A 22,655-nucleotide genomic window follows, 5' to 3' on the forward strand; every position below is an offset into this window, starting at 1 on the left:
TGATTTTAAACTTTAGTTTAATGCTTAATTAATTCCATAAATTCTGCTCGCAGCGCTGCATCTTGCTTATACAAGCCGCGAGTAGCAGTAGTTATCGTTTTGCTGCCTGGTTTCTTAACACCGCGGGCACACATACATAAATGCTCACCCTCCACAACGACAATAACTCCTTGTGGCAACAATTCTTCTTCAAGAATATTAGCAATTTGTGTAGTGATACGCTCTTGAACCTGCAAGCGACGAGTTACTGCTTCAACTAAGCGAGCTAATTTGCTTAGACCTACGATTTTACCGCTAGGCAAGTAGCCAATATGCACCTTGCCGAAAAACGGCGCCATATGATGCTCGCACTGACTATAATACACAATATCTTTTACAATAACTAATTCTTCATGGTTCTCGTCAAATACGGTACCCAGCACCTCACGAGGATCAACATCATAGCCAGCAAATATTTCCTCATACATCCGTGTTACACGGGCTGGTGTTTCTAATAACCCCTCGCGTTCTACATCTTCACCGATTAATTTTAATATTTCCTTAATATGTGCTTCAATTTTCTCTCGGTTGCTGGAAACCAGCGAATTGACGTAATCCTTCTTACCCGCCATCTTTCCTCCCGCTCCCTTCTGAAAGCTTCATATGCGGCATGAAGCTTACCTCAAGCATCTAACGACGCTTAAAATAGGCAATCTAACTACTATAATTAGCCCTCAATATCTATTATTTACGAGGGAACTTTTGATTTTTCATCATTTTTTGTGCTTTTTGCATTTGTTTTGCATTTAGATTAAGTCCCATAGACTTCGCAACTTTTTGCATCGTTTCTGGGTTCATACTTTCAAGCTGCTTGCGCATTAATTCTGGATTGTTCTGCATATTTTCAAGCTGCTTGCGCAGATAATACACCCCGATAATAAATCCACCAATCAATCCAACAATTAGTGTTACAATTGGAATTACAATATTATACCACGCCATCGTTTCACCTTAACCTTTCGATACAATGTTTGCTTTGACATCCCTGTATAATACCATGAACAATAGCATTAGGCAATTGCAAAAATGCGTATAATCGCAGAATTCATTTCTGCTTCATGCTTTCCTTGCAACTGCCCGTTTGTAATTGCTGTCGCTTAGTTCAACGATTATTGTCTTGCTTGTCCACTGCTGCATGTTCACTTCCCTGAGAAGCTTGATCTGCTTGATCCATTTGCAATGCCAGCTTAATTTGCTGCAATGCTTCCTCATTCTGCTCATGCTCTAAAGCAGTCTGCAAGGCAGCTAACGCTTGTTCTGTACCAATTCTGCCAAGTGCCCATGCTGCAGTTCCGCGCAATACTTCACGCGGATCATTTTTTAACACATCAATAAGCTCTGGAACAGCCGTTTCATCCTTAAAGTTGCCTAGCGCAATAATTGCATTGCGCTGAATCGGCTTTTTCCCTCGCCATGATCCAGACATATGGCCATACTTCGCTTTAAATTCCTTATTGCTTATCTTTAACAAAGGAATAAGAAGCGGCTTAACTAGCTCTGGATCTGGTCGCATATCCTGATGATGATCCCAATTTTTTCCTCGGTTAATTGGGCATACAATTTGACAGGTATCACAGCCATATAAGCGATTACCGATTTTACGCATTTGCGTATCCGTCAGCATCGTTTTTGTTTGCGTTAAATATGAGACGCAGTTTTGCGCATTTAGCTCGCCAGGTCCAACAAGAGCACCAGTAGGACAGGCATCAATGCATTTTGTACATTCCCCGCACATATCAGTGATTGGCTCATCTGGCGGCAAAGGTAAATTCGTAATCATTTCCCCTAAATAAATCCATGTGCCTAGTTCAGGATGAATTATAAAGCTATTTTTGCCACTAAAGCCAATCCCTGCTCGCTCAGCGACTGCACGGTCAGATAACTCTCCTGTATCAACCATTATTTTAGCGCGCAGCTCAGGTTCTCGTTCACGCAGCCATTGCTCCAAACGAGTTAAGCGATCACGTAATACTACATGGTAGTCCGTCCCCCATGATGCTCTTGAAAAAATCCCTCGCCGCGCTCCCTCTACCGATTTAGGAGGATTCTCAAGCTTAGAAGAGTAAGCAACAGCAATCGAGATAATGCTTTTCGGCTGATCAAATAATAAAGCCGGGTCTGTTCGAAGATCTAAATCATCAACTGGCTCAAACCCTGACTCTCGGCCGAGCTCGCGGTGACGAATTAACCGCTCCTTTAACACAACAAAAGGATCAGGAGATGCTACCCCAATCGCATCAATCCCCAAATCCTTAGCTATCCATTTCATTTCTTGTTTTAGATTTTGCCAGCGTTCCATCATTTATAACCCTTTTATAGCTGCACGAGCTAATTCATCACAACGATTATTAAACTCGTTGTCACTATGTCCTTTTACTTTTACATAATTGACCTGATGCTTACTCATTAATCGCCAAAGCTCTTTCCATAAATCTTGATTTTCTACAGGTTCCTTTTTACTGTTTACCCAACCATTGCGCAACCAACCGTAAATCCAGCCTTTTTGAAAGCAATTTACGACATAAGCAGAATCGCTATACACAGTAACACGACATGGTTCCTTTAAAATTTCAAGCGCCTTAATAACCGCCATAATTTCCATGCGATTATTGGTCGTTGCTCGTTCTCCTCCACTAAGCTCTTTTCGATGCTTACCATAAAATAAAATCGCACCGTAGCCGCCTGGGCCAGGATTCCCTGAGCAAGCCCCGTCCGTATAAATCGTTACTTCCTTCACCAATAACGCACCTCTTAAAACCATTCAAAGTCGGATAACGGCCAAATGATACCGTCGATACGTCCAATAATCTCGTCCTCGTCAATTGGACCAAAGCTGCGGCTATCGTTGCTCATCATTAATTTGCGATTATCACCCATAACAAAATATTGTCCTTCAGGTACGATTAGATCAATAGACTCATTACCTTCAATAATTGAATCGGTGTATGATTCCTCTAATAACTCATCATTTAGATAAAGCGCACCATCCTTAATGACGATATGATCCCCGCCAATCCCAATTACACGCTTAACAAAGTATTTATTGTTAGGCTCCTCAGCTCGATGCGGGTTGTTTAGAACAACAATATCTCCTCGCTTTGGAGAACCGAGTAAATATACGATTTTATTAGAAAATAACCATTCCTTATCGTGCAATGTTGGCTCCATCGATCTGCCGCTTACAATAGCTGGTGAAAATAAAAATGCTTGAACTAAAAAAACGATAACGAATGATATGGCGATTGTTTTAATCCAATCCCATAGTTCAGCTAGCATGAATTTTACTCCTCCTTAATCCCTTCAACCCATTTATTATAATAATATTTCACAGGCTGTTCTTGAAATGGTGCCTCTCCCTGTTCAATTCGATGCAGCAGTTCGTGTAAACCCGCCTGTACCTTTTCTTCAACAATGTGGGAATAATTATAACGCTGCTTGTGCTGTTCATATTCATCCTCATCGACCACTAAACATCTTCCGTCTAACGTTAGCAAAACGTCAAGGTCATAGTCAATGTAGGTTACTGTACCATTCATATAATACGGAGGGGAAGCGATATTACAATAATAACGTATGCCGCCCTCTTCTATCAAAGCGACCACGTTATACCAGCAACCAGGAATAAAAAAGGAAACAGCAGGAACACGGCTTGTCCATTGCTTGCCATTCGCCTCTACAATTGGTGTCTGCTGATTGACAATAACAATCATGCCTTCTTGCTGATGAGGCTCTAACAGTTCGGCATGCGGAATAACCCAATTTTCTTGCCATACACGATGAACATGACCATCGTGTTTAAAGCTCTTGATCACACATGGTTCAAATCGATCCATTCCCCATGCCTCCCTTCGGTTTTCTTTCTATTATAACCTAATTGAGTAGGCGATGTCTCTTTTTTAACTTTTCGTTATGCGGGCATTGATTGCTAGCTTCATAATTTAGAGGGTTTAACGAATTCTTTTAGCGTGTACGATAAATCTCGCATCACTTACTTCATAAGTACACGTCACAAGCGTTAATAATTGATCTTCGACCGTTATCTCAACTCCAGTATTATACTGGGATGATTCCATTATTTTCTGTAAATACGCTTCATAATCAGCATCATCCTGAAACTCTAATTGAAAAGAATGATACTTTGTCGTATAAACATAAACAGAAAAAATCTGCCACTCGGTTGATTGCTCTAGTTCATCAAAACGAATAATCGGATGCTCCTTATAGTAATCCTCATCCTTATATTTCGATAGCATGCCAAACATACTGCCATCCTTCATATGATGACCATAGATAGCTGTATGACGATCCTCTGCCAAATTTAGGTTACGATAATCCATAAAAATTGCCCCGTGTGACGATTTTGAGTGCTCAATATTATGGGATAAATAGTAATCATTATCGCTATGTCGCACAACAGGATAATCGATATTCGTCCCTGCAATACTAATCCAGCCCACAATTTCCGAATTAATTTCTTGTAAGCTCGTAAAACGCTGACGATAAAGCTGTTCTAGCTTAGCTGACCATAGCTCGTCATCGGCGATATCATCTTTAGTATCATTAGCATAAAGTGAAATGGACGCAACATATTGCTGCTTTAAGCGTTCATTAATTCTCTTACTGGTGTACCCATCAACTACATACACTGCAATATTGATACCGCTATAAACAAGTACAGCAATTAATAGCACAAGTACAATATACCTGATTGATTTCAGAACTTTACACCTCCGATTCATTTGCAAGAGATGCATACCGTTGACATTAATAAAATTAACTGCTTTGCTAATTAAGAATGCGCACATCAATAGATAGATGTGCGCACTCTCTTTCTTAAATTTTTGCTATTCACTTAGCAACTAACATCATTCATTATTGCTTATACATCTTACGTCTGCCGTTCAATAACAGAACTATGATTAGTAGAGTACTTCCAATGAACAAGCCAATCATTAAGTTAATTGAGTCGCCTGTTTTAGGCAAATCATTTGACTTATTTGGACTAGCGTTAGAAGATGAGGTTTCTGCTTGTTCTTGCAATTGAGATAACATATTTTTCACTGTGTCAACATCAATTAATTCATCAACGACTTTCTTTTCTTCTGGTGATAATTTTTCATATTTCTCAACAAAATTTTCTAGTTTCTTAAGGGTCTGCTCTTGTTTTTCTTGATCTTTCTTAATATTTTCAATCACCTTGTGAACATCGATGATGTCATACTTCGTTTCAGCCGCATTATCTTTTGTAGTTGTATCTTGTACTCCTGGTAGTGAAGGAATCAATTTAATAATATCCTCTAACTCAGACGAATTTGGAGACGGTTCTGGTGTCGCACTCGGTTCAATCTCAGGCAGTTCACTCGGTTCTGGTGTTACTGGTGTTGTACTTGGTGTTGGCTCTGGTGTTGCACTTGGTTCTGGTTCTAGTGTTGGACTTGGTGTTGGCTCTAGTGTTGCACTTGGTTCTGGTTCAACATACGAACTTGGCTGGATAAGTGCACTACAGTTATTATTCACAGAGATGATACCTAGAAAAGTATTTCCAGCAAACACATAATAATTACCCGGCTCAATTGTATATGGAATAACTAGTTTACCTTGAGTATCAGTCACACCTGTTGCAACAACAATACCATCTGAACCTTTATCAGTTTTAATACTAATTTCAAGGCCTGCACGTGGACTAGAATATGAATTTCTTACTGTTAATGTAAATGCTGGACAAGCATTTTGAACTACTTTAATCTCATCATTACATTTGCCTTCCTCATACGATACGGTAATCGCGCCTAATTTTTGATCGTAGTTATTGAATACTTCATAAGTTGAACCTTCAACTAGTTCAGTTAATAAAATCTTTCCATCTGCATTTGTTACCGTATCTGCAACAACAGTACCATTTGCTGTTTTAATAATCACTCTCACGCCAGCTCCAACGTTTCCTAGTCCATCCGCTGGAGTGATGGTAAGTGTATACACATTGCATAAACGTGGTGTGTAAATTGATCCTGTACAATCTTGCTCTGCATTTACAATTAACTTACCATACAGTTCTTCATTATCTATAAATACTCGATAAGTATCATTCGGAATAGCTGTCAGTGTCAACGTAGTTGTGCCAATGCCATTAATCGTGCCAGCCGTAAATTCTGAACCATTCGTTGTTGATACTAGCTTTACAAGCTTACCAAGATCATCTTCTGATACATCATGGATTGTTAAAGTGAACGTTGGACAGCCCGCTACGTAGTCAATGGTTACTTGGCAATCATTATCTACAACAATGGTTTCTGTAACTAGCTTGCCATCAACATATACGCTGTAGTTGCCTGCTTCTAGCTTCGCTGCTGTTACTTTTCCTGTTGCATCTAAGTTGCCTAGTACGATGTCTGCGCCAGTGCCATCTTTCTTAACTACTACTTCTTTTCCTACTAAATCATTTGGCACATTGTTGATTGTTAAAGTGAACGTTGGACAGCCCGCTACGTAGTCAATGGTTACTTGACAATCATTATCTACAACAATGGTTTCTGTAATTAACTTGCCATCAACATATACGCTGTAGTTGCCTGCTTCTAGCTTCGTCGCTGTTACTTTTCCTGCTGCATCTAAGTTGCCTAGTACGATGTCTGCGCCAGTTCCGTCTTTCTTAACTACTACTTCTTTTCCTACTAAATCATTTGGCACATTGTTGATTGTTAAAGTGAATGTTGGACAGCCCGCTACGTAGTCAATGGTTACTTGACAATCATTATCTACAACAATGGTTTCTGTAATTAACTTGCCATCAACATATACGCTGTAGTTGCCTGCTTCTAGCTTCGTCGCTGTTACTTTTCCTGTTGCATCTAAGTTGCCTAGTACGATGTCTGCGCCAGTTCCGTCTTTCTTAACTACTACTTGTTTTCCGACTAGCTCATTTGGCACATTGTTGATTGTTAAAGTAAATGTTGGACAGCCCGCTACATACTCTATTGTCGCTTGGCAATCATTGTCTACAACAATAGTTTCTGTAACTAGCTTGCCATCAACATATACGCTGTAGTTGCCTGCTTCTAGCTTCGCTGCTGTTACTTTTCCTGTTGCATCTAAGTTGCCTAGTACGATGTCTGCGCCAGTGCCATCTTTCTTAACTACTACTTCTTTTCCTACTAAATCATTTGGCACATTGTTGATTGTTAAAGTGAACGTTGGACAGCCCGCTACGTAGTCAATGGTTACTTGACAATCATTATCTACAACAATGGTTTCTGTAATTAACTTGCCATCAACATATACGCTGTAGTTGCCTGCTTCTAGCTTCGTCGCTGTTACTTTTCCTGCTGCATCTAAGTTGCCTAGTACGATGTCTGCGCCAGTTCCGTCTTTCTTAACTACTACTTCTTTTCCTACTAAATCATTTGGCACATTGTTGATTGTTAAAGTGAATGTTGGACAGCCCGCTACGTAGTCAATGGTTACTTGACAATCATTATCTACAACAATGGTTTCTGTAACTAGCTTGCCATCGACATATACGCTATAAGTTCCTGACGCTAGCTTACTAGTAGACAGCTTTCCAGTACCGTCTAAATTGCCTAAATTAATTTCTGAAGTCGACCCATTTAATTTAACTGTAACTAAACCAGACAATAGCTCGTTTGGCAGGCCATTAATTGTTAAAGTAAAGGCTGGGCAACCTGCTACAAATTGAAGCGTAGCACTACAATTTTCATCTATAGTGATAGTTTCAGTAATTAATTTTCCATCGAGGTATACAAAATAAGTACCTCCTGTTAATGGTGAAGCTAATGTAACTTTACCGTTAGCATTAAGTGTGCCGACACTAATATCTGTGCCTGTTCCATCTTTTCTTAACGTAACTTGCTTGCCTTCTAAGCTCTCAGAGCTGTTTATCGTCAATACAAATGTCGGACAGGCTAGCTGCACTTCATCCTCACAATCTGTACCTGTGTATTGCACAGTGACAGTTGCTGAAATGTTACCGCCTTTAACGATGTAGGTGCCAGGGGCAACCGCTGTTCCAGTACCACTAGTACCTGGACGAATAATATCTGTAATTTCTCCAGACGCATTAGTCGTGCCGCTATACACAACATTACCTTGATTATCTTCTAAAGTAATATTTTTACCTGCTGCAAGATTACCGTCTAAGTCATAAACTGTCAGCTTAAAGGTTGCACAAGCATTAGCTGGATCAAAGTCTGCTTGGTTCACTAACTCAATAAGCAGATCACCATTTTCGTTTAGGCTAGTATCTTTCGTTTCATCTAGCTTAATTTCATAGTCTGGCATCAAATAATAACCTGTTGGAGCAGCCTTCTCTTTAATATAGTACTTCGCATAGTTGATATCAGAGAAAACTATAATTCCATCAGCATCTGTAGTTCCAGTAGCGATCACATAATCTGTACCGCGTACACGTTTCACAAGATCAAATTCTACTCCAGCTAGCGGCTTCTTCTCGCCTGTTAGTGAATGATAGCCGAATTTTTGGAAGCTTAGACTGCCTTTTGTCAATCTAAAATCTGCATCCGAAGAACTAAATGCGAAGTAATCATTATAATTCAATTCAGTTTCCTGATTTTCAGCTGTTGCATAGCTGAATTCTATTGCAGCCTCATTACTGAATGCTTCTCCTTGAGCTCCGAGTACAAGCGTTTTATATCGAATTTGATAGGCTTCTTTATTTAATGGACCAAAATCAATAATAAAGCCTCCATTAGCTGTAAACGTTACATCAAAGCCTAAATTAACAGGATTATTCCATGAACCATAAGATAATGTACCATTATAAACTACATTAATCTTTCTAACTTCTAATGAATCCTGAAGCAACATCAAATTAGCTGATGGCGTATCTGTAACTTTCGTTTCTCCTAACGTCGAAAATGAACGATTGACATTAATAGACCATGTTAATAACTCATCATTAGAAGGACTCGTATTACCTGTTACTGTTTTTTCAATTAGTTCGTTGCCATGCTCCACGGTTACTGATGCTGGCGGAAGTTCGAAAACTTTAGGATTTCCACCACCATACGTTGTAAATTTAGCAGTGTTTGTATATGGTTTATTTTTCTCAGACTTATCGGTGTACTCAATCCCGATAATATGGTTAGAATCCATCGTTTGGTACTTGACAATATATACCTTATTGTTATCTGAACCTAAATTAGAATCAAATGTTAACGTAAAGCTCTTCTTATCTGCTGCAACATTAAGGATATATTTACTTGCTGGTAAAATAGCCTCCTCAGTACCAGAGTCATCATCTGCATGATTGTTAGTTAAAATAAATTCCTTAACAACTAGTGAGCCATCGACGAACTCATGTCCCTCACCAATTGTATCTTCCAACACTGCACTATTAATATCTTGCTTGTTAATGTTGACTTTAATATCCCAGTTAAATCGTTGAGTTACATAATCAAATGTACCTTGCTTACGTCCATTATTAACTGAATTGTCTGCAGGTTTGTAGTTTGCTTTTTTCGTAATTGAATAGCTTCTATCTGTCGTCCATTCTGCTGTTACTGTATTGCCATAACCTTGAGTATAGACAGAACCATCAGGCTTGATAGCATATTTAGTCTTGTACGTAATCGTTGCTGTTTTTCCCTTTTCAATTGTACCGCCTGTAATTTTGAAGCCATTTGCTTCAAGACTAACCGTTCCACCTATTATATTTATAATTGTAATGTCATTGATATCAATGACATTATCCTCATTAGCATCTACTAAAGCATGTGGACCAGTATATGAATCTGCCGAAAAGACATCTGTAATATCTAAACCTGTAATATCTTTACCATAAATCGAATCGTTATCTGCCTTAATCGTAATTGTCCATGTAATTTCCTTTGTATTCGTATTTACATAACGATTCTTGCTTAATATCCCCTCTGACAGCGAATGCGGAGCCTTAGATGTTTTGTTGCTGCCACTGGTCACAGTATTTTCTACAGTCGCACTGTTCCCCACGTAGAAGTCATATGAATAATAAGAATCATACGTAATCCGATATGCTTTTGTAATCGCTGAATTAAAGGTTAATGTAAAGCTACTGTCGAGCGTGTTAGATGATGAAATGCTATAGCCGCTAGTAATTAGAGTTCCAGAACCAGTTGCATTTCCTGTTTCATCTACGTCTACCTCGTATACTTTAATTGAGCTAGTATCAATAAGATGGCCTGCTGTTATACTATCTTGAAGTTTGGCTTCGTTATCAGGTATTAATGCTTGGTTATAGTTATAACGAATTTCCCACGACTTCTTGTAATTATTTCCTGATACTAACGATTTCTCTAATGCTACTCCATAAGTAGTAGAAGCAGATGCTTGATCTGTTGCTGAATAAGATGGATCTGTTAATGCAAAGCTGTTGGTAAAGGTTTTAGTCCCCTCTTGCTCATCTTGACTAAGGTTAACCTTTGTTTGGTAAGTAATTTTATATGCGTACCTTCCATTCAATACAACACTATTGAAATTCCCGTTTTCTAAATAGGTTGCATCAATCAATGTATTCGAACCGTCTAAACCAACTTCATACTGCTCGATGTTTACTGAATTTGGAACAAGCTCATGACCTGCACCTGGTGAATCAGTTATCGTTGCTCCTTGTAAGTTCTTAGCTGCTTTATTGACCCAAACTTCCCAATCAATAATGCGATCACCATTGTTAATCGTTACACCTTTAGATTGTTTTGTTACCATTTTTTCGTTGCTTGATGCAGGAAGAAACGTTAATTTGACGGTTTCAGATCCGCCACCTGCTTTTGGAATATCGAGGTTTTGCTCTAGGCTATTTCCTTGAAGTTGAAATCCTGATACGAAGTTCATTTCAAATTCAACTTGGCTAGCACCAGCAATATCTATGGAAGGATCTTCGCTTAGACTAACTGTTACCAAATTTCCGTTCGTACTCCACTCAAAGGCAGGTGAAGTTGGAGTAGCTGGTTTATTACCATTAAAGTTGTTATCATAATCAATTAGTGAGGCAGGTAATACGTATTGAAAATAATCTCCTGCTTTTACGTCTTCTGGCAAATCAATCGTAAATACAAATTTCCCTTGAGCAATCTGGTTTTGAGGCAGCTCAGCTGTAAATTCAGGAGGTGCCACTGGTTCGCCATTAATCGTAAGCGTAAACTCAGTTAACTCTACTCCAGGAATTTCTACTCCTGCTGCAAGGATATTCAAAGGTATAATAAGATCATCATCATTCTCTGATGAAGTTGCTTCTCCATCCTCTCCTTCAACTGGATCTTGGTTTTCACCTTCGTCTCCACCCTCATCTAATGGCGGAGCTTGGTTTTCACCTTCATCTCCTTCCTCATTTTCTGGCGGAGCTTGATTTTCACCTTCATCTCCATCCTCATCTAATGGCGGAGCTTGATTTTCACCTTCATCTCCACCCGCATTCTCTGGTGGTGTCACAAATTCGCTCTCGTTTCCACTATCGTCTGCACCATTGCCTTCCTCAGACGATACAGGAGGTAAAAGATCATCTGGTTCTGCAAAAATAGTTAGTGGACTAAATAAAACTTGAAAAACCAGTAGTAGAGCCATAATAGCAAAACTTGCTTTTCTCATTTTTTTGATTTTCTCTCCTTTTTCTATTTTTTTCGATAATTATTCAATTATCTTCAAATTAGAATATCCCACAAAAGTATAAGAATGTGACCTAAACAATTTCTGAACATCAAATGTACACTTTTATTGAAAACGCTTGAAAATAAAAAAAGCTCCTGATCGGTTTAAAGATCAGCAAGCTAGCTATCAATTGTTACGTAAGTTATTTTGTTAAGAAATTCGAAAAATTAGCTGTTGAATAACTGAAAAAATTGGGGGTTGTTATATCTTTATGAAAATTAAATTTTTATGTCTATTTTAATTGTTATAAGAGACTTTGAGTTGTGATAGGATGGGGCAATTTTCACGCTCCCATGGAGTGCGACTGCATTACAAGCAGATAAACCGTTTGGTGACACAGATTTCAATCCACGCACTCACATGGAGTGCGACGATTCGCAATCCAACGTTAATCCCCATTACAAAAAGATTTCAATCCACGCACTCACATGGAGTGCGACATCTCAAAAATTTTTTCCCAGAGTCGCACTATTGATTTCAATCCACGCACTCACATGGAGTGCGACCCACCATTACCACCTGTACCGCCTTCTGACGGTTTATTTCAATCCACGCACTCACATGGAGTGCGACCCACCATTACCACCTGTACCGCCTTCTGACGGTTTATTTCAATCCACGCACTCACATGGAGTGCGACCACAGTGTACATAACTGGTATGACGACGATGACAAATTTCAATCCACGCACTCACATGGAGTGCGACGCTAACTAGCCATATATTTTTTAACTATTAAACCATTTCAATCCACGCACTCACATGGAGTGCGACGATGAGCAAGGGTCATCATCTCTAAAAATTTTGTATTTCAATCCACGCACTCACATGGAGTGCGACGATCTCAGCCTCTAGCTCTGCAGCTAGGTACTTCTATTTCAATCCACGCACTCACATGGAGTGCGACCAACACGGCGAGAGTATTGCCGATACGTATGCTATTTCAATCCACGCACTCACATGGAGTGCGACTGACAGCGTAGAGGCTTACTTTGATGCGGTAAATGCGATTTCAATCCACGCACTCACATGGAGTGCGACTCGAAAGAGTGTCTGAGTATCAGGACATAAAAGCTATTTCAATCCACGCACTCACATGGAGTGCGACATTTGGACAAGCATATAACATCACAACTAATTAGAATTTCAATCCACGCACTCACATGGAGTGCGACAACTTGCCAAAAATGCGGATATACGTACCTACCGCAAATTTCAATCCACGCACTCACATGGAGTGCGACCGTGGCTAACGGTTACTGGCGCATATTTATCGAGATTTCAATCCACGCACTCACATGGAGTGCGACCTTGCATTAATCAAGAGTCGTATTATAACTTTTATTTCAATCCACGCACTCACATGGAGTGCGACATTACGATTAATAACTTCTTCAACTACAATCCTCCTATTTCAATCCACGCACTCACATGGAGTGCGACAGCCCGCATATTTCACCTTTGCGTAGCAAGCTTTTGCAAACGCTTAAGTGCGGATCGATTTAAATTTACCATAATTATACCAAAAAATCACGTGAAAAATCGCAAAAACCCTTATTTTATGCGGGGTGCGGATCTCCTAGGGATTTTATGTGAGCTTCCGATCCGCACCAAACCATGCTAAGCCAGCCTTACAGCTCAACAATTGCTTTAATCACTTTTGACTGAGGCTTCAGCCACTCTGTAAACTGTTCAACCATTCCCTCTAAACTGCTGCGATGGGTAATATAGCGGTTTGCATCAATATAACCATTCTCCATCGCCTGCAAGACCGTAGTAAAATCTTGCCGAGTAGCATTTCGACTTCCCATTAATGTTAGCTCTTTACGGTGAAAGTCAGGATCGTGGAAAACAATATCTCCTTTAAACAAGCCAACATACACTAACGTTCCTCCATGAGCAGTATAACGGAATGCATCCATCATCGATTGCGCGTTTCCTGTTGCATCGAATACGACATCTGGAAACTGACCATTCGTTAGCTCAGAGATCTGTTGCTCGGGCTGTTCCATAGCATTCACAAGCTGCTTGGCACCAGCCCAAGATGCTGCAAATTTCAAACGTTCCTCATTCATATCCATCGCAATAGCGCTTGCTCCCATACTATGAATTAATGCCATAATCCCTAACCCAATAGGACCCGCTCCAATAACGAGTGCAGTTTGCCCCTGCTTTAAGCCCGAACGAGCAATCGCATGTGCTCCGATTGCTAACGGTTCTAGCAGTACCGCTTGATCAAGCGTTAATTGATTGCAGGAAATAAGATGAGTAATCGGGATAGCAACCCGCTCTCTCATTCCGCCGTCAATATGTACACCAAAAACTTGCATGCTTTGACAGCAATTGCTTTTCCCCTGCAAACACGCCTTACAATGACCACAATGAAAATAAGGAATAATGCTGACTTGATCTCCAATTTTAAAGCCCTGATCATTGTCAGCGATGTCTACAATTACTCCCGCCAGTTCATGACCGAGTATACGCGGATACGTAAAATAAGGCTGCTTTCCTGCAAAGGCATGATAATCTGTTCCACATATCCCAATGCGGCGAATTTCTACGATAGCAAAACCATCTTGCAGAAGGGGCTCCGCTAGCGAATCAACATAGTTCAGTTTTCCAACTTGCTCACAGAGAATCCCTTTCATTATTGCTCTCTCCTTTGGTCAGGTGCCGACTCTGCTTCTTGTTTGGCAAGCCCTTCGTTATATTCAGGTCGTCCGCTTGCCCAAGTAACATTAGCAATCGGCTCTAAGATTTTTAATACTTCAGCTAGTAGCTGTTCATTTAGTTCCTCCTCCACCCAGCGGACATTATTTGCTATATTAAGCGGATTAGCCGTGCTTACTAATGTAGTTGGAATCGCTGGATTAGCGGTAGAGTATTGAACGGCTAGCTTAGCAATATCATAGCCTTGAGCTGCACAAAAGTCCGCTGCTTGCTTACATATTGCCTTTACCTGCTCGTCTGCAGGATGCCAGTCTGGAGCAGAACGTGTGCTTAATAACCCCATTGAAAGCGGAGAGGCATTAATTAAGCCGATTTTAGACTGCTCTAATAAAGGCAATAAACGTAAAAGCGAGCTGTCATTTAAAGAATAATGACAGTAGGATAAAATACAATCTACCTCGATTTGCGGTAACAGCTTTTCAAACATCTGTAACGGCAAGCCGCTAATTCCGCAATATCGGATTTTTCCTTGCTGCTTTAATTGATGTAATGCAGGTATCGCCTCATGCACGATAATATCTGCCGAAACAAACTCCACATCATGCAGAAAAAGAATATCAACATAATCGGTATTTAATCGCATTAAACTTTCATCGATACTAGCAAAAATTCGTGAGGCAGAAAAATCAAAGCTGTTCTCTCCATACCGACCTGCCTTGGTCGATAAATAGTACTTGCTTCGGTCCAATCCCTTCAAGCTTTTGCCTAGCACAGTCTCGGCTTTCGTTAAACCATAATAGGGAGCAACATCGATATAATTAATTCCAAGATCAAGTGCAGTATGGACAGTTTTAATGCTTTCCTGATCATCAGTATCGCGAAAAACAGAACCTAGCGATGATGCTCCAAAGCTTAATGCGGAGACGGTTAGATCGGTATTTCCCAGTTTTCGATATTGCATGTTCATTCTCCTCACGTTCTAAAATGACAGCTTATAAAATGCTGCGGCATTTAAGCCAAAAAGTCTTGCCTTCTCCTCTAGCCCCCATGTTTTAGGCATTGCACGTTCAACAATTTCTATCACTTGATCGTAGCTGGCTGCCAGCAAGCATACAGGCCAATCGCTGCCGTACATCACTCTTTTATCGCCAAAGCATGCTAACACATGCTCGATATATGGAATAAACTGTTCGTTGCTCCAGCTTTGATGATCCGCTTCGGTCACCATGCCAGATAACTTACAAAATACATTCTCGTATTGGGCGATCTGACTGATTTGCTCCGCCCACGGCTGAAATTCTCCACTAGCAATGTTTGGCTTGCCAATATGATCAATAACTGCTCTCATCTTCGGGAAATGTTCTAGTAACGCCAGTACAGTATCTAGCTGACTAGCAACAACAAGTAAATCTAGCGGAAGATCACGCTCAACATAATAGGCAATTCTATGTAAAACCTTTTCTTCAAGCAGCTTACTGCAATCCTCCATATCCTGCAGCATGATTCTTAAGCCAACAAGTTTTTTATATTGACTAAGCTCAGCAAATTGCTGCTTATAATCACTTGCAAAGAAATCAATCCAGCCTACCACTCCCAAAATATTAGGAGTTTTGTCGGCAAGTTCAAGTATAAACTTACTTTCAGCTACTGTAGGAGCTGCTTGTACTAGAATCGTTCCATCTAACTGATGCTTTTGCAAATATGACTGTAAATCATCTGGATAAAAGTCGCGATATAACGTTGGAATTTGTGGGGTTATCCATCCATAATCGCCACGATTAATTGCCCAATAATGTTGATGTGCATCAATTCTCATGACAATCCTCCTTAATTAAAATTAAGCTTGCTACAACAAATCGAAACAAGTAAGTTAATCATTTTCTATATTCTATACTACAAATTTTGATAGTGTAAAGGCTTTATATTGCATATTTATAACGAAATTTGATATTATAGAACAAACCTTTATTTATAGAAAGGTGGTAGACAATTGAAGCCGATACGCAAGTCCTTTCATCATCAATTGCTTTTTCCTTTCGAGCTTGTTTATCGAGCTGTTAAAAAGCAAAATAATGAACTTCCAGAGCATTTTCATGATCACTACGAACTTGTTTATATTCATGAAGGCAAAGGGGTAATTTTTATCGATCATATGTGGTATGAGAAGCAAAAAGGAGATTTCTTTCTAATACCAGGCAACACCATTCATCATTCCTTACCAGACGATGAGCAGCCTATCGTTTCCTCAGCAATCTTTTTTGCACCATATCTAGTGAACAGCACGCCAAGCGAGGCAGGCTATTCATCGCTTGCTTGCTTTGAGAGTGCCAAGCAGAAAAAGCAATATAAGCTTGAGCTAACCAAGGAGCAACAAGCTATGCTTGAAGAAACTTTGTCCAAGATGAATGAGGAATGGAGCAACCGCTCCACTGGCTACCAAACTGCACTTTGGCTTGAACTGTGTCAGCTATTGTTAAAGCTTAATCGCCTAACGAGCTCAAGCTCATTTAAGCTGGCAGCAGGCTCACATCATATTCCTTCCTGGATGCTTACCGCATTACGAACGATTGACCAGCATCCAGAACAAGAGCTAAGTTTAGAGCTGCTCGCTAAGCAGGCATCTGTATCGACTTCACATTTTTCGCGAGTATTTCGCCAGCTTACAACAATGAATGTTACGAACTACGTTAATGCAAAACGAATTGTAAAAGCGAAAGAGCTATTATTAACAACAGAATTAAATATCGATACTATTGCAGAGCAATGCGGCTTTCAAACCGCAACCCATTTTTACCGTGTATTTAAGCAAATTACTGGAGTAACGCCAAGACAATATGTAAATGACTCCCTTGCTAAAACATAAGTAGTCCAAGATCATCCCGATGATATAAATGGATATCCAATCTATTATGATGTGAAAGGAAGGATCTTATGAAGCTTGTTTATCATTCTCCCGCAAATTTTTGGACGGAGGCATTACCTGTAGGTAACGGTAAACTAGGAGCTATGATTTTCGGGGGAGTAGAAAAAGAGTTGCTGCAATTAAATGAGGATACATTATGGTCAGGTTATCCAAAGGATGGCAGTAATCTGAACGCTTCCGCTGCTATCCCAAAAGTGAGAGCTGCCATTGAACGAGGAGATTACGCACAGGCTGATGAGTTAACCAAGCAGATGTTTGGACCGTACACGCAATCCTATTTACCTCTAGGCGATCTAAGCCTTACGATGGAGCACGGAGATTGTTACCACCAATATAAACGCGAGCTTGATTTGCAAAACAGCTTGGCAAAAGTGGAATATTGCGTAGGAACAACGGTTTATAGCCGTGAAGTATTTGCTTCCTATCCCCATCGAGTAATTGTCGTTACCCTTAAAGCTAGCGATGTCGGTGCACTTAATTTTCATTTACAGTTACATAGCACGTTGCGTCATCAGACGTTAATTGAGAAGCAAGATCTCATGATATTTGGTCAAGCGCCAGAGCAAGTTTGGCCAAGTTATTGCAATGTCACCAATCCAGTTCAATATGGAGAAGAGGATAATGCAAAGTCACTTCGTTTCCATGGCAGAATACGTGTCGCTCACCATGATGGAAAACTTATAGCTAAAAATAATGGTATTCATGTATCAGGGGCAACCAGTGCAACCCTATATATTAGTGCCGCTACAAATTTTAATGAACAGAAAATTAATATAGATTATGATGTTGATCCTGCTTTAGCTTCAAAGCGCACTTTAGATGCATTAGCGGAAATTAGCTTGGAAGAATTAAAGTCGGCTCATATTACCGATTATCAAGCATTATTTAATCGGGTAGAACTGAAGCTAGGAGAAAGCCTCGCACCAGCAGAGTTGTCTACCGATCAAAGAATAGCCCAGTATCGAGCTAGCGATCCTGGTTTAGTAGAGCTGCTCTTTCAGTATGGTCGCTACCTGATGATTTCTAGCTCTCGACCTGGTACTCGCCCTGCTAATTTGCAAGGAATATGGAACAATTTAACTCGTGCGCCTTGGAGCAGCAATTATACTTTAAATATTAATGCGCAAATGAACTATTGGCCTGCAGAAGTGGCTAATTTAGCAGAATGTCATGAACCGTTATTGCAGTTTATCGACGCACTTGCCAAAAATGGATCGAGAACAGCTCGTAATAACTATGGGATGAATGGCTGGGTAGCACACCATAATTCCGATCTATGGGCGCAATCTGAACCGGTAGGTAATTTCGGAGAAGGCGATCCTGTATGGGCATTTTGGCCGTTCGGCGGTGTATGGCTTGCTCAACACTTATGGGAGCACTATGCTTTTAACTTAGATAATCAATATTTGCGAGAAACAGCTTATCCGTTAATGCGCGGTGCGGCAGAGTTTATTTTAGACTGGCTATATTGTGATGAAAACGGCAAATTGCAGACTGCACCATCAACTTCACCAGAACATAAATTTAGAATTAACGGTCAATTATATGCTGTTAGCCGTTCTACTACAGCGGACTTAACGATGATTTGGGATCTGCTGTCAAATTGCATAGAGGCATCGCAAATTTTAAATATTGATGAGAATTTCCGGCAAAAGTTAAAGGATACGCTTAATGCTTTGCAGCCGCTGCAAATTGGCAAGCATGGACAATTGCAGGAATGGTCGGTCGATTTTGAGGATGAAGATATTCATCATCGTCATGTGTCCCACCTGTTTGGCGTATATCCAGGCAAACAATTAACCGAGTCTAAGGAGCAAGCACTATTTAACGCTGCTAAAACATCATTAGAAATTCGCGGCGATGGTGGCACAGGTTGGAGTCTCGGCTGGAAGGTTGCGCTATGGGCTCGATTTAAAGATGGAAATCGCGCGCATAAATTATTAAACAATGTATTAAATCTAGTACCGAGCAACAGTTCATACAATAACAGCGGCGGAGTTTATGCAAACTTGCTTGGCGCACATCCACCATTCCAAATTGACGGGAATTTCTCAGCAACAGCAGGAATTGCCGAGTTGCTGCTGCAATCTCACGAACAGGAATTGCATCTTCTACCGGCATTGCCTGACGCTTGGGCAACAGGAAGCGTGAAAGGCTTACGAGCACGGGGCGGTTATGAGGTCAATATGACTTGGCGTGAAGGCAAACTGCAAGAAGCAATCATTTCTGCTACTCATACTGGCAATTGTACATTACGAATTGCTGCTAAGGACATTTCCGTACTGCAAAATGGTAAGTCTATAGCCGTTACTACGCTGCATAACGGTCAGTTCTCGTTTACTGCAGAAGCTGGTGCAAGCTATACGATACTTGTGCAATAGTAACAAATAAGGGCAGGCGCTAACTTTAAAATGTACCCTCTGTAAAGGACAATTATTAAAAGGTTAGACGACTTGTTCTAGCTGCTGTCTGTATTTTGCAGGCGGCAGCTTTTTTAAATTCCACTGACCACGATAGTAATTGTAATAGATCATATAGTCCTTAATTTCTTGTTTAACCTCGTCTAACGTTTCACAATGACTAATCCTTGTTTCATCTTTGAGATGTCCAAAGAAGGATTCTTGTGGGGCATTATCCCAACAATTCCCTCTACGTGACATCGATTGACCTAACTTCATTTTCTTTACCAACTTTTGAAATTTAGGATGCGTATAGTGCATACCTTGATCGGAATGAATAAAAGCATCTTTGGTTAAATGACGATGTTTTAACTTCAGTTTTTGGAGCGTGTTGATTGCAATATCTAAAGTGATTTTATCGGATACTTCATAGGCTAAAATTTCATTTGTTACAGCATCTTTTATGGTAGACAAATAGGCACGTTTTCCGTATTTGTACGTTAAATAGGTAATGTCCGTTAATAATACTTTTCCTGCTACCCCTTGCTTAAAATGACGTTGTAGCAGGTTTGGACATGTTCGATGTTCCTTTGTTGCTTTCGCCATTCTTCGATATGGATTAGCCTTTCGAATCGGACATATGATTGAAAATTTTTTCATAATACGACGAATTCGTTTTAAGTTAAATATAATCTGATATTGATTTTCTAACGTCATTTTAATTTGACGTGCCCCTTTGTTTCGATTGCGGAAACGATAGGCTTTTAGAATGATCGCTTTCAATTTCATATCGGCTTCCTCACGTTTTCTCCGATTGCGTACTGCCTCTTCTTTGAAATAACCATAATAACCTGAACGTGATACGCCTGTGAGTTTACAAAGATAGCTAGCAAGTCGTTTTAATTGATATTTCTCAATAATCTGATGAATGAGTTGAAATTTTTGACTGGTACTTAATAGGATTTCTTTTTCATCATCTGCCTTTCTAGTTGATCGAGCTTTTTTAATAGTTCATTCTCTGCTTGTACTAATTTCATCTTCGCCTCTAAACGTGCATATTTCTCTTCGATGCTTAACTCACGCTCTAATGGACGACCAGAACTATATTTACGTGTATCCTCTAATCCTGCTACTCCGTTATCCTTATAAGCTGCACGCCAACGACTAGAGGCCTTCCAGATACGTGTCATCCCTAACACTTCTGCATCAAACCCAGCTTCTTCAAAAATTTGAGAGGGGAGTTTCCCTTGCTCATACTCGTGAATAAATAACTGCTTAAATGCGTCCGTATACGTAATTGCTTTTTCGCTAACTCTTTTTACATAAGGATTTTGTCTTAATTGTTCCTGTTGTTTTCTTGTAAATAATTGTTTGCTCATATTCATCGGCTCCGATTGTTGTTTTGTTCATTATAATCAAAAAAAGACCCAATAAGATAACCTTTTTCAAGTGTCCATCTTATTGGGTACATTTTACTTGCGCATCTGCCCTTTAATATTTAAAACCTAATCTTATAATTTTATTAATGATATATGATTGCTGTTTATTATCCATTGACAATGCTTAACTTTTGAATTGAACGAATAAAATCAGAAGTTGCATAGCCTAACGATTCAAAAATTTGATAAATTGGTTGATTGTATTCATCATCCGTTACATAAATTTTCGAAACTTTCTTCTGTTCAAAGCGCTGTCTTAAAGCGCGAACAAGATCATTGTCTATACCTTTATTCTGATAATCCTCTGCAATCGCTATTCGATAGTAGTAACCTTTGTTATTGTCGATTGTTCCAATTATTACGCCAACAATTTCGTTATTATCCTCAGCGACCAGTACCAGGTCACTATCCCAGCTTAATTGGCGTCCGAATGCTTGCAATGTTTGCTCACATACTTCTTCAGTAAGAACTGCCTCAAAAAGCTCCTTGATGCTGCGATAATCTGCTAATTGAATCGAACGTACATTCATCGTTTACACCTACTTCTGAAAGATCAGTATCTAAAGATATTTCGACAATTTTATATAAAATTTGCCTAATAGAGCTATTATATATTGAAAATACGCAAAAAAACAAACATTTTATTTGTAAGCGCTTTACAATGTTTGCGATTTTCGGTTGTTATTTATCGATAAATGTATATTATTTTTACTCACTGGTATACTTAATGAGAGTAGTTTTTTACAAGACTTTTTAAACACTGATGTTGCTTTATTCCATCAAATAAGGGATAATAAATAAAGTAACTACATATTAAATTGGAGGTTTTTGAATATGGCACATCAATTACCAGCATTACCTTATGCTCATAATGCACTTGAGCCGCACATTGATGCTCAAACAATGGAAATTCATCATGGGCGTCATCACAATACTTATGTAACTAATCTAAATGCAGCTTTGGAATCTGCTCCAGAACTTCAAAGCAAATCTGTTGAAGAGCTAATTTCAAATCTTGATAGTGTTCCTGAAGCAATTCGTACTGCTGTTCGCAACAACGGCGGCGGTCATGCTAACCACAGCTTGTTCTGGGAAACTATCGGTCCTAACGGCGGTGGCGAGCCTACTGGTAAACTAGCTGAAGCAATCAACAGCAAATTCGGTAGCTTCGAAAACTTCAAAGCTGAATTTACTAAAGCAGCTACGACTCGCTTTGGTAGCGGTTGGGCTTTCCTTGCAGTAAACAATGGTGAGCTTGAAGTTTACAGCCTGCCAAACCAAGACAGCCCACTTATGGAAGGTAAAACTCCTATCCTTGGACTTGACGTTTGGGAGCATGCTTACTATTTGAAATATCAAAACAAACGCCCTGACTACATTGCAGCATTCTGGAATGTTGTAAACTGGGCTGAAGTAGGCAAACGCTACGAAGCAGCTCTATAATATAACTCAACGCAAGATCAATAAAGGACTAGAAAGCATACTTTGGTATGTTTTTTGGTCCTTTTTGCATTTAAAATATTTCTATTTA

16 protein-coding genes and 1 CRISPR repeat array are annotated in these 22,655 nt (G+C 39.7%); of the genes, 3 read left to right on the forward strand and 13 right to left on the reverse strand.

Annotated features, from left to right (window positions below):
* Nucleotides 1–17: 17 nt before the first annotated feature.
* The 11 genes from folE to AC2TDL_RS06300 form a co-directional block, all read right to left on the reverse strand.
* Nucleotides 18–611, reverse strand: a complete 594-nt coding sequence (gene folE / locus AC2TDL_RS06250) for a GTP cyclohydrolase I FolE (protein WP_484699331.1) — start codon at nucleotides 609–611, stop codon at nucleotides 18–20.
* Between the two features lie 112 nt (nucleotides 612–723).
* Complete coding sequence (locus AC2TDL_RS06255) at nucleotides 724–981, reverse strand: YneF family protein (RefSeq protein WP_484699333.1); 258 nt, start codon at nucleotides 979–981, stop codon at nucleotides 724–726.
* 160 nt (nucleotides 982–1,141) lie between these two features.
* Nucleotides 1,142–2,341: a tRNA epoxyqueuosine(34) reductase QueG gene (gene queG / locus AC2TDL_RS06260; protein WP_484699335.1), complete on the reverse strand. Its 1,200-nt coding sequence runs from the start codon at nucleotides 2,339–2,341 to the stop codon at nucleotides 1,142–1,144.
* Nucleotides 2,342–2,776: a ribonuclease HI gene (rnhA, locus tag AC2TDL_RS06265; protein WP_484701076.1), complete on the reverse strand. Its 435-nt coding sequence runs from the start codon at nucleotides 2,774–2,776 to the stop codon at nucleotides 2,342–2,344. It lies immediately after the preceding gene.
* A gap of 14 nt (nucleotides 2,777–2,790) precedes the next feature.
* Nucleotides 2,791–3,315 carry a signal peptidase I gene (lepB, locus tag AC2TDL_RS06270; RefSeq protein WP_484699337.1) on the reverse strand — a complete coding sequence of 175 codons (525 nt, stop codon included), beginning with the start codon at nucleotides 3,313–3,315 and terminating at the stop codon, nucleotides 2,791–2,793.
* Nucleotides 3,316–3,320: 5 nt separating this feature from the next.
* The gene (locus tag AC2TDL_RS06275; RefSeq protein WP_484699339.1) at nucleotides 3,321–3,872 is read right to left on the reverse strand and encodes a DUF402 domain-containing protein; all 552 of its coding nucleotides are present in this window, start codon (nucleotides 3,870–3,872) and stop codon (nucleotides 3,321–3,323) included.
* Nucleotides 3,873–3,986: 114 nt separating this feature from the next.
* Complete coding sequence (gene srtB, locus AC2TDL_RS06280; RefSeq protein WP_484699341.1) at nucleotides 3,987–4,778, reverse strand: class B sortase; 792 nt, start codon at nucleotides 4,776–4,778, stop codon at nucleotides 3,987–3,989.
* A 133-nt stretch (nucleotides 4,779–4,911) separates the two neighbouring features.
* Nucleotides 4,912–11,634 (reverse strand): collagen binding domain-containing protein, encoded by a 6,723-nt coding sequence (locus AC2TDL_RS06285; protein WP_484699343.1) that lies wholly within the window; start codon nucleotides 11,632–11,634, stop codon nucleotides 4,912–4,914.
* A 400-nt stretch (nucleotides 11,635–12,034) separates the two neighbouring features.
* Nucleotides 12,035–13,136: direct repeats of the CRISPR family, unit length 32 nt; unit sequence ATTTCAATCCACGCACTCACATGGAGTGCGAC.
* 188 nt (nucleotides 13,137–13,324) lie between these two features.
* Nucleotides 13,325–14,341, reverse strand: a complete 1,017-nt coding sequence (locus AC2TDL_RS06290) for a zinc-binding alcohol dehydrogenase family protein (protein ID WP_484699345.1) — start codon at nucleotides 14,339–14,341, stop codon at nucleotides 13,325–13,327.
* On the reverse strand, nucleotides 14,341–15,324 hold the full coding sequence (locus AC2TDL_RS06295) for an aldo/keto reductase (RefSeq protein WP_484699347.1): 984 nt from the start codon (nucleotides 15,322–15,324) through the stop codon (nucleotides 14,341–14,343). Before AC2TDL_RS06295 ends, AC2TDL_RS06290 begins: the two co-directional genes overlap by 1 nt.
* An 18-nt stretch (nucleotides 15,325–15,342) precedes the next feature.
* On the reverse strand, nucleotides 15,343–16,179 hold the full coding sequence (locus AC2TDL_RS06300; protein ID WP_484699349.1) for an amidohydrolase family protein: 837 nt from the start codon (nucleotides 16,177–16,179) through the stop codon (nucleotides 15,343–15,345).
* A 174-nt stretch (nucleotides 16,180–16,353) separates the two neighbouring features.
* On the opposite strand from AC2TDL_RS06300, the gene AC2TDL_RS06305 reads away from it, so the two are divergent.
* Both AC2TDL_RS06305 and AC2TDL_RS06310 read left to right on the forward strand, forming a co-directional pair.
* Entirely contained in the window at nucleotides 16,354–17,226 is an 873-nt protein-coding gene (locus AC2TDL_RS06305) for a helix-turn-helix domain-containing protein (RefSeq protein WP_484699351.1), read from the forward strand.
* Nucleotides 17,227–17,294: 68 nt separating this feature from the next.
* The gene (locus AC2TDL_RS06310; protein WP_484699352.1) at nucleotides 17,295–19,667 is read left to right on the forward strand and encodes a glycoside hydrolase family 95 protein; all 2,373 of its coding nucleotides are present in this window, start codon (nucleotides 17,295–17,297) and stop codon (nucleotides 19,665–19,667) included.
* 63 nt (nucleotides 19,668–19,730) lie between these two features.
* Here AC2TDL_RS06310 and AC2TDL_RS06315 read toward each other — a convergent pair.
* Both AC2TDL_RS06315 and AC2TDL_RS06320 read right to left on the reverse strand, forming a co-directional pair.
* Nucleotides 19,731–21,064, reverse strand: a protein-coding gene (locus AC2TDL_RS06315; RefSeq protein WP_484696053.1) for an IS3 family transposase whose coding sequence is annotated in 2 segments (ribosomal slippage) — nucleotides 19,731–20,680 and nucleotides 20,680–21,064 — 1,335 coding nt in all. Because the reading frame shifts where the segments join, the coding sequence is not laid out codon by codon here.
* 167 nt (nucleotides 21,065–21,231) lie between these two features.
* Nucleotides 21,232–21,654 (reverse strand): GNAT family N-acetyltransferase, encoded by a 423-nt coding sequence (locus tag AC2TDL_RS06320; RefSeq protein WP_484699354.1) that lies wholly within the window; start codon nucleotides 21,652–21,654, stop codon nucleotides 21,232–21,234.
* 304 nt (nucleotides 21,655–21,958) lie between these two features.
* Here AC2TDL_RS06320 and AC2TDL_RS06325 point away from each other — a divergent pair, with 304 nt between their 5' ends.
* Entirely contained in the window at nucleotides 21,959–22,567 is a 609-nt protein-coding gene (locus tag AC2TDL_RS06325; protein ID WP_484699356.1) for a superoxide dismutase, read from the forward strand.
* Nucleotides 22,568–22,655 lie beyond the last annotated feature (88 nt).

The sequence above is a fragment of the Paenibacillus sp. plas6 genome (assembly GCF_057221655.1).

Excerpts from the sequence above, each read along its gene's own strand:
- AC2TDL_RS06285 (WP_484699343.1), bottom strand. The coding sequence starts at position 11,634 with ATGAGAAAAGCAAGTTTTGCTATTATGGCTCTACTACTGGTTTTTCAA.
- AC2TDL_RS06275 (WP_484699339.1), bottom strand. The coding sequence starts at position 3,872 with ATGGATCGATTTGAACCATGTGTGATCAAGAGCTTTAAACACGATGGT.
- AC2TDL_RS06290 (WP_484699345.1), bottom strand. The coding sequence starts at position 14,341 with ATGAAAGGGATTCTCTGTGAGCAAGTTGGAAAACTGAACTATGTTGAT.
- folE (WP_484699331.1), bottom strand. The coding sequence starts at position 611 with ATGGCGGGTAAGAAGGATTACGTCAATTCGCTGGTTTCCAGCAACCGA.
- AC2TDL_RS06310 (WP_484699352.1), top strand. The coding sequence starts at position 17,295 with ATGAAGCTTGTTTATCATTCTCCCGCAAATTTTTGGACGGAGGCATTA.
- AC2TDL_RS06255 (WP_484699333.1), bottom strand. The coding sequence starts at position 981 with ATGGCGTGGTATAATATTGTAATTCCAATTGTAACACTAATTGTTGGA.
- queG (WP_484699335.1), bottom strand. The coding sequence starts at position 2,341 with ATGATGGAACGCTGGCAAAATCTAAAACAAGAAATGAAATGGATAGCT.
- AC2TDL_RS06295 (WP_484699347.1), bottom strand. The coding sequence starts at position 15,324 with ATGCAATATCGAAAACTGGGAAATACCGATCTAACCGTCTCCGCATTA.
- lepB (WP_484699337.1), bottom strand. The coding sequence starts at position 3,315 with ATGCTAGCTGAACTATGGGATTGGATTAAAACAATCGCCATATCATTC.
- AC2TDL_RS06300 (WP_484699349.1), bottom strand. The coding sequence starts at position 16,179 with ATGAGAATTGATGCACATCAACATTATTGGGCAATTAATCGTGGCGAT.
- AC2TDL_RS06320 (WP_484699354.1), bottom strand. The coding sequence starts at position 21,654 with ATGAATGTACGTTCGATTCAATTAGCAGATTATCGCAGCATCAAGGAG.
- srtB (WP_484699341.1), bottom strand. The coding sequence starts at position 4,778 with ATGAATCGGAGGTGTAAAGTTCTGAAATCAATCAGGTATATTGTACTT.
- AC2TDL_RS06325 (WP_484699356.1), top strand. The coding sequence starts at position 21,959 with ATGGCACATCAATTACCAGCATTACCTTATGCTCATAATGCACTTGAG.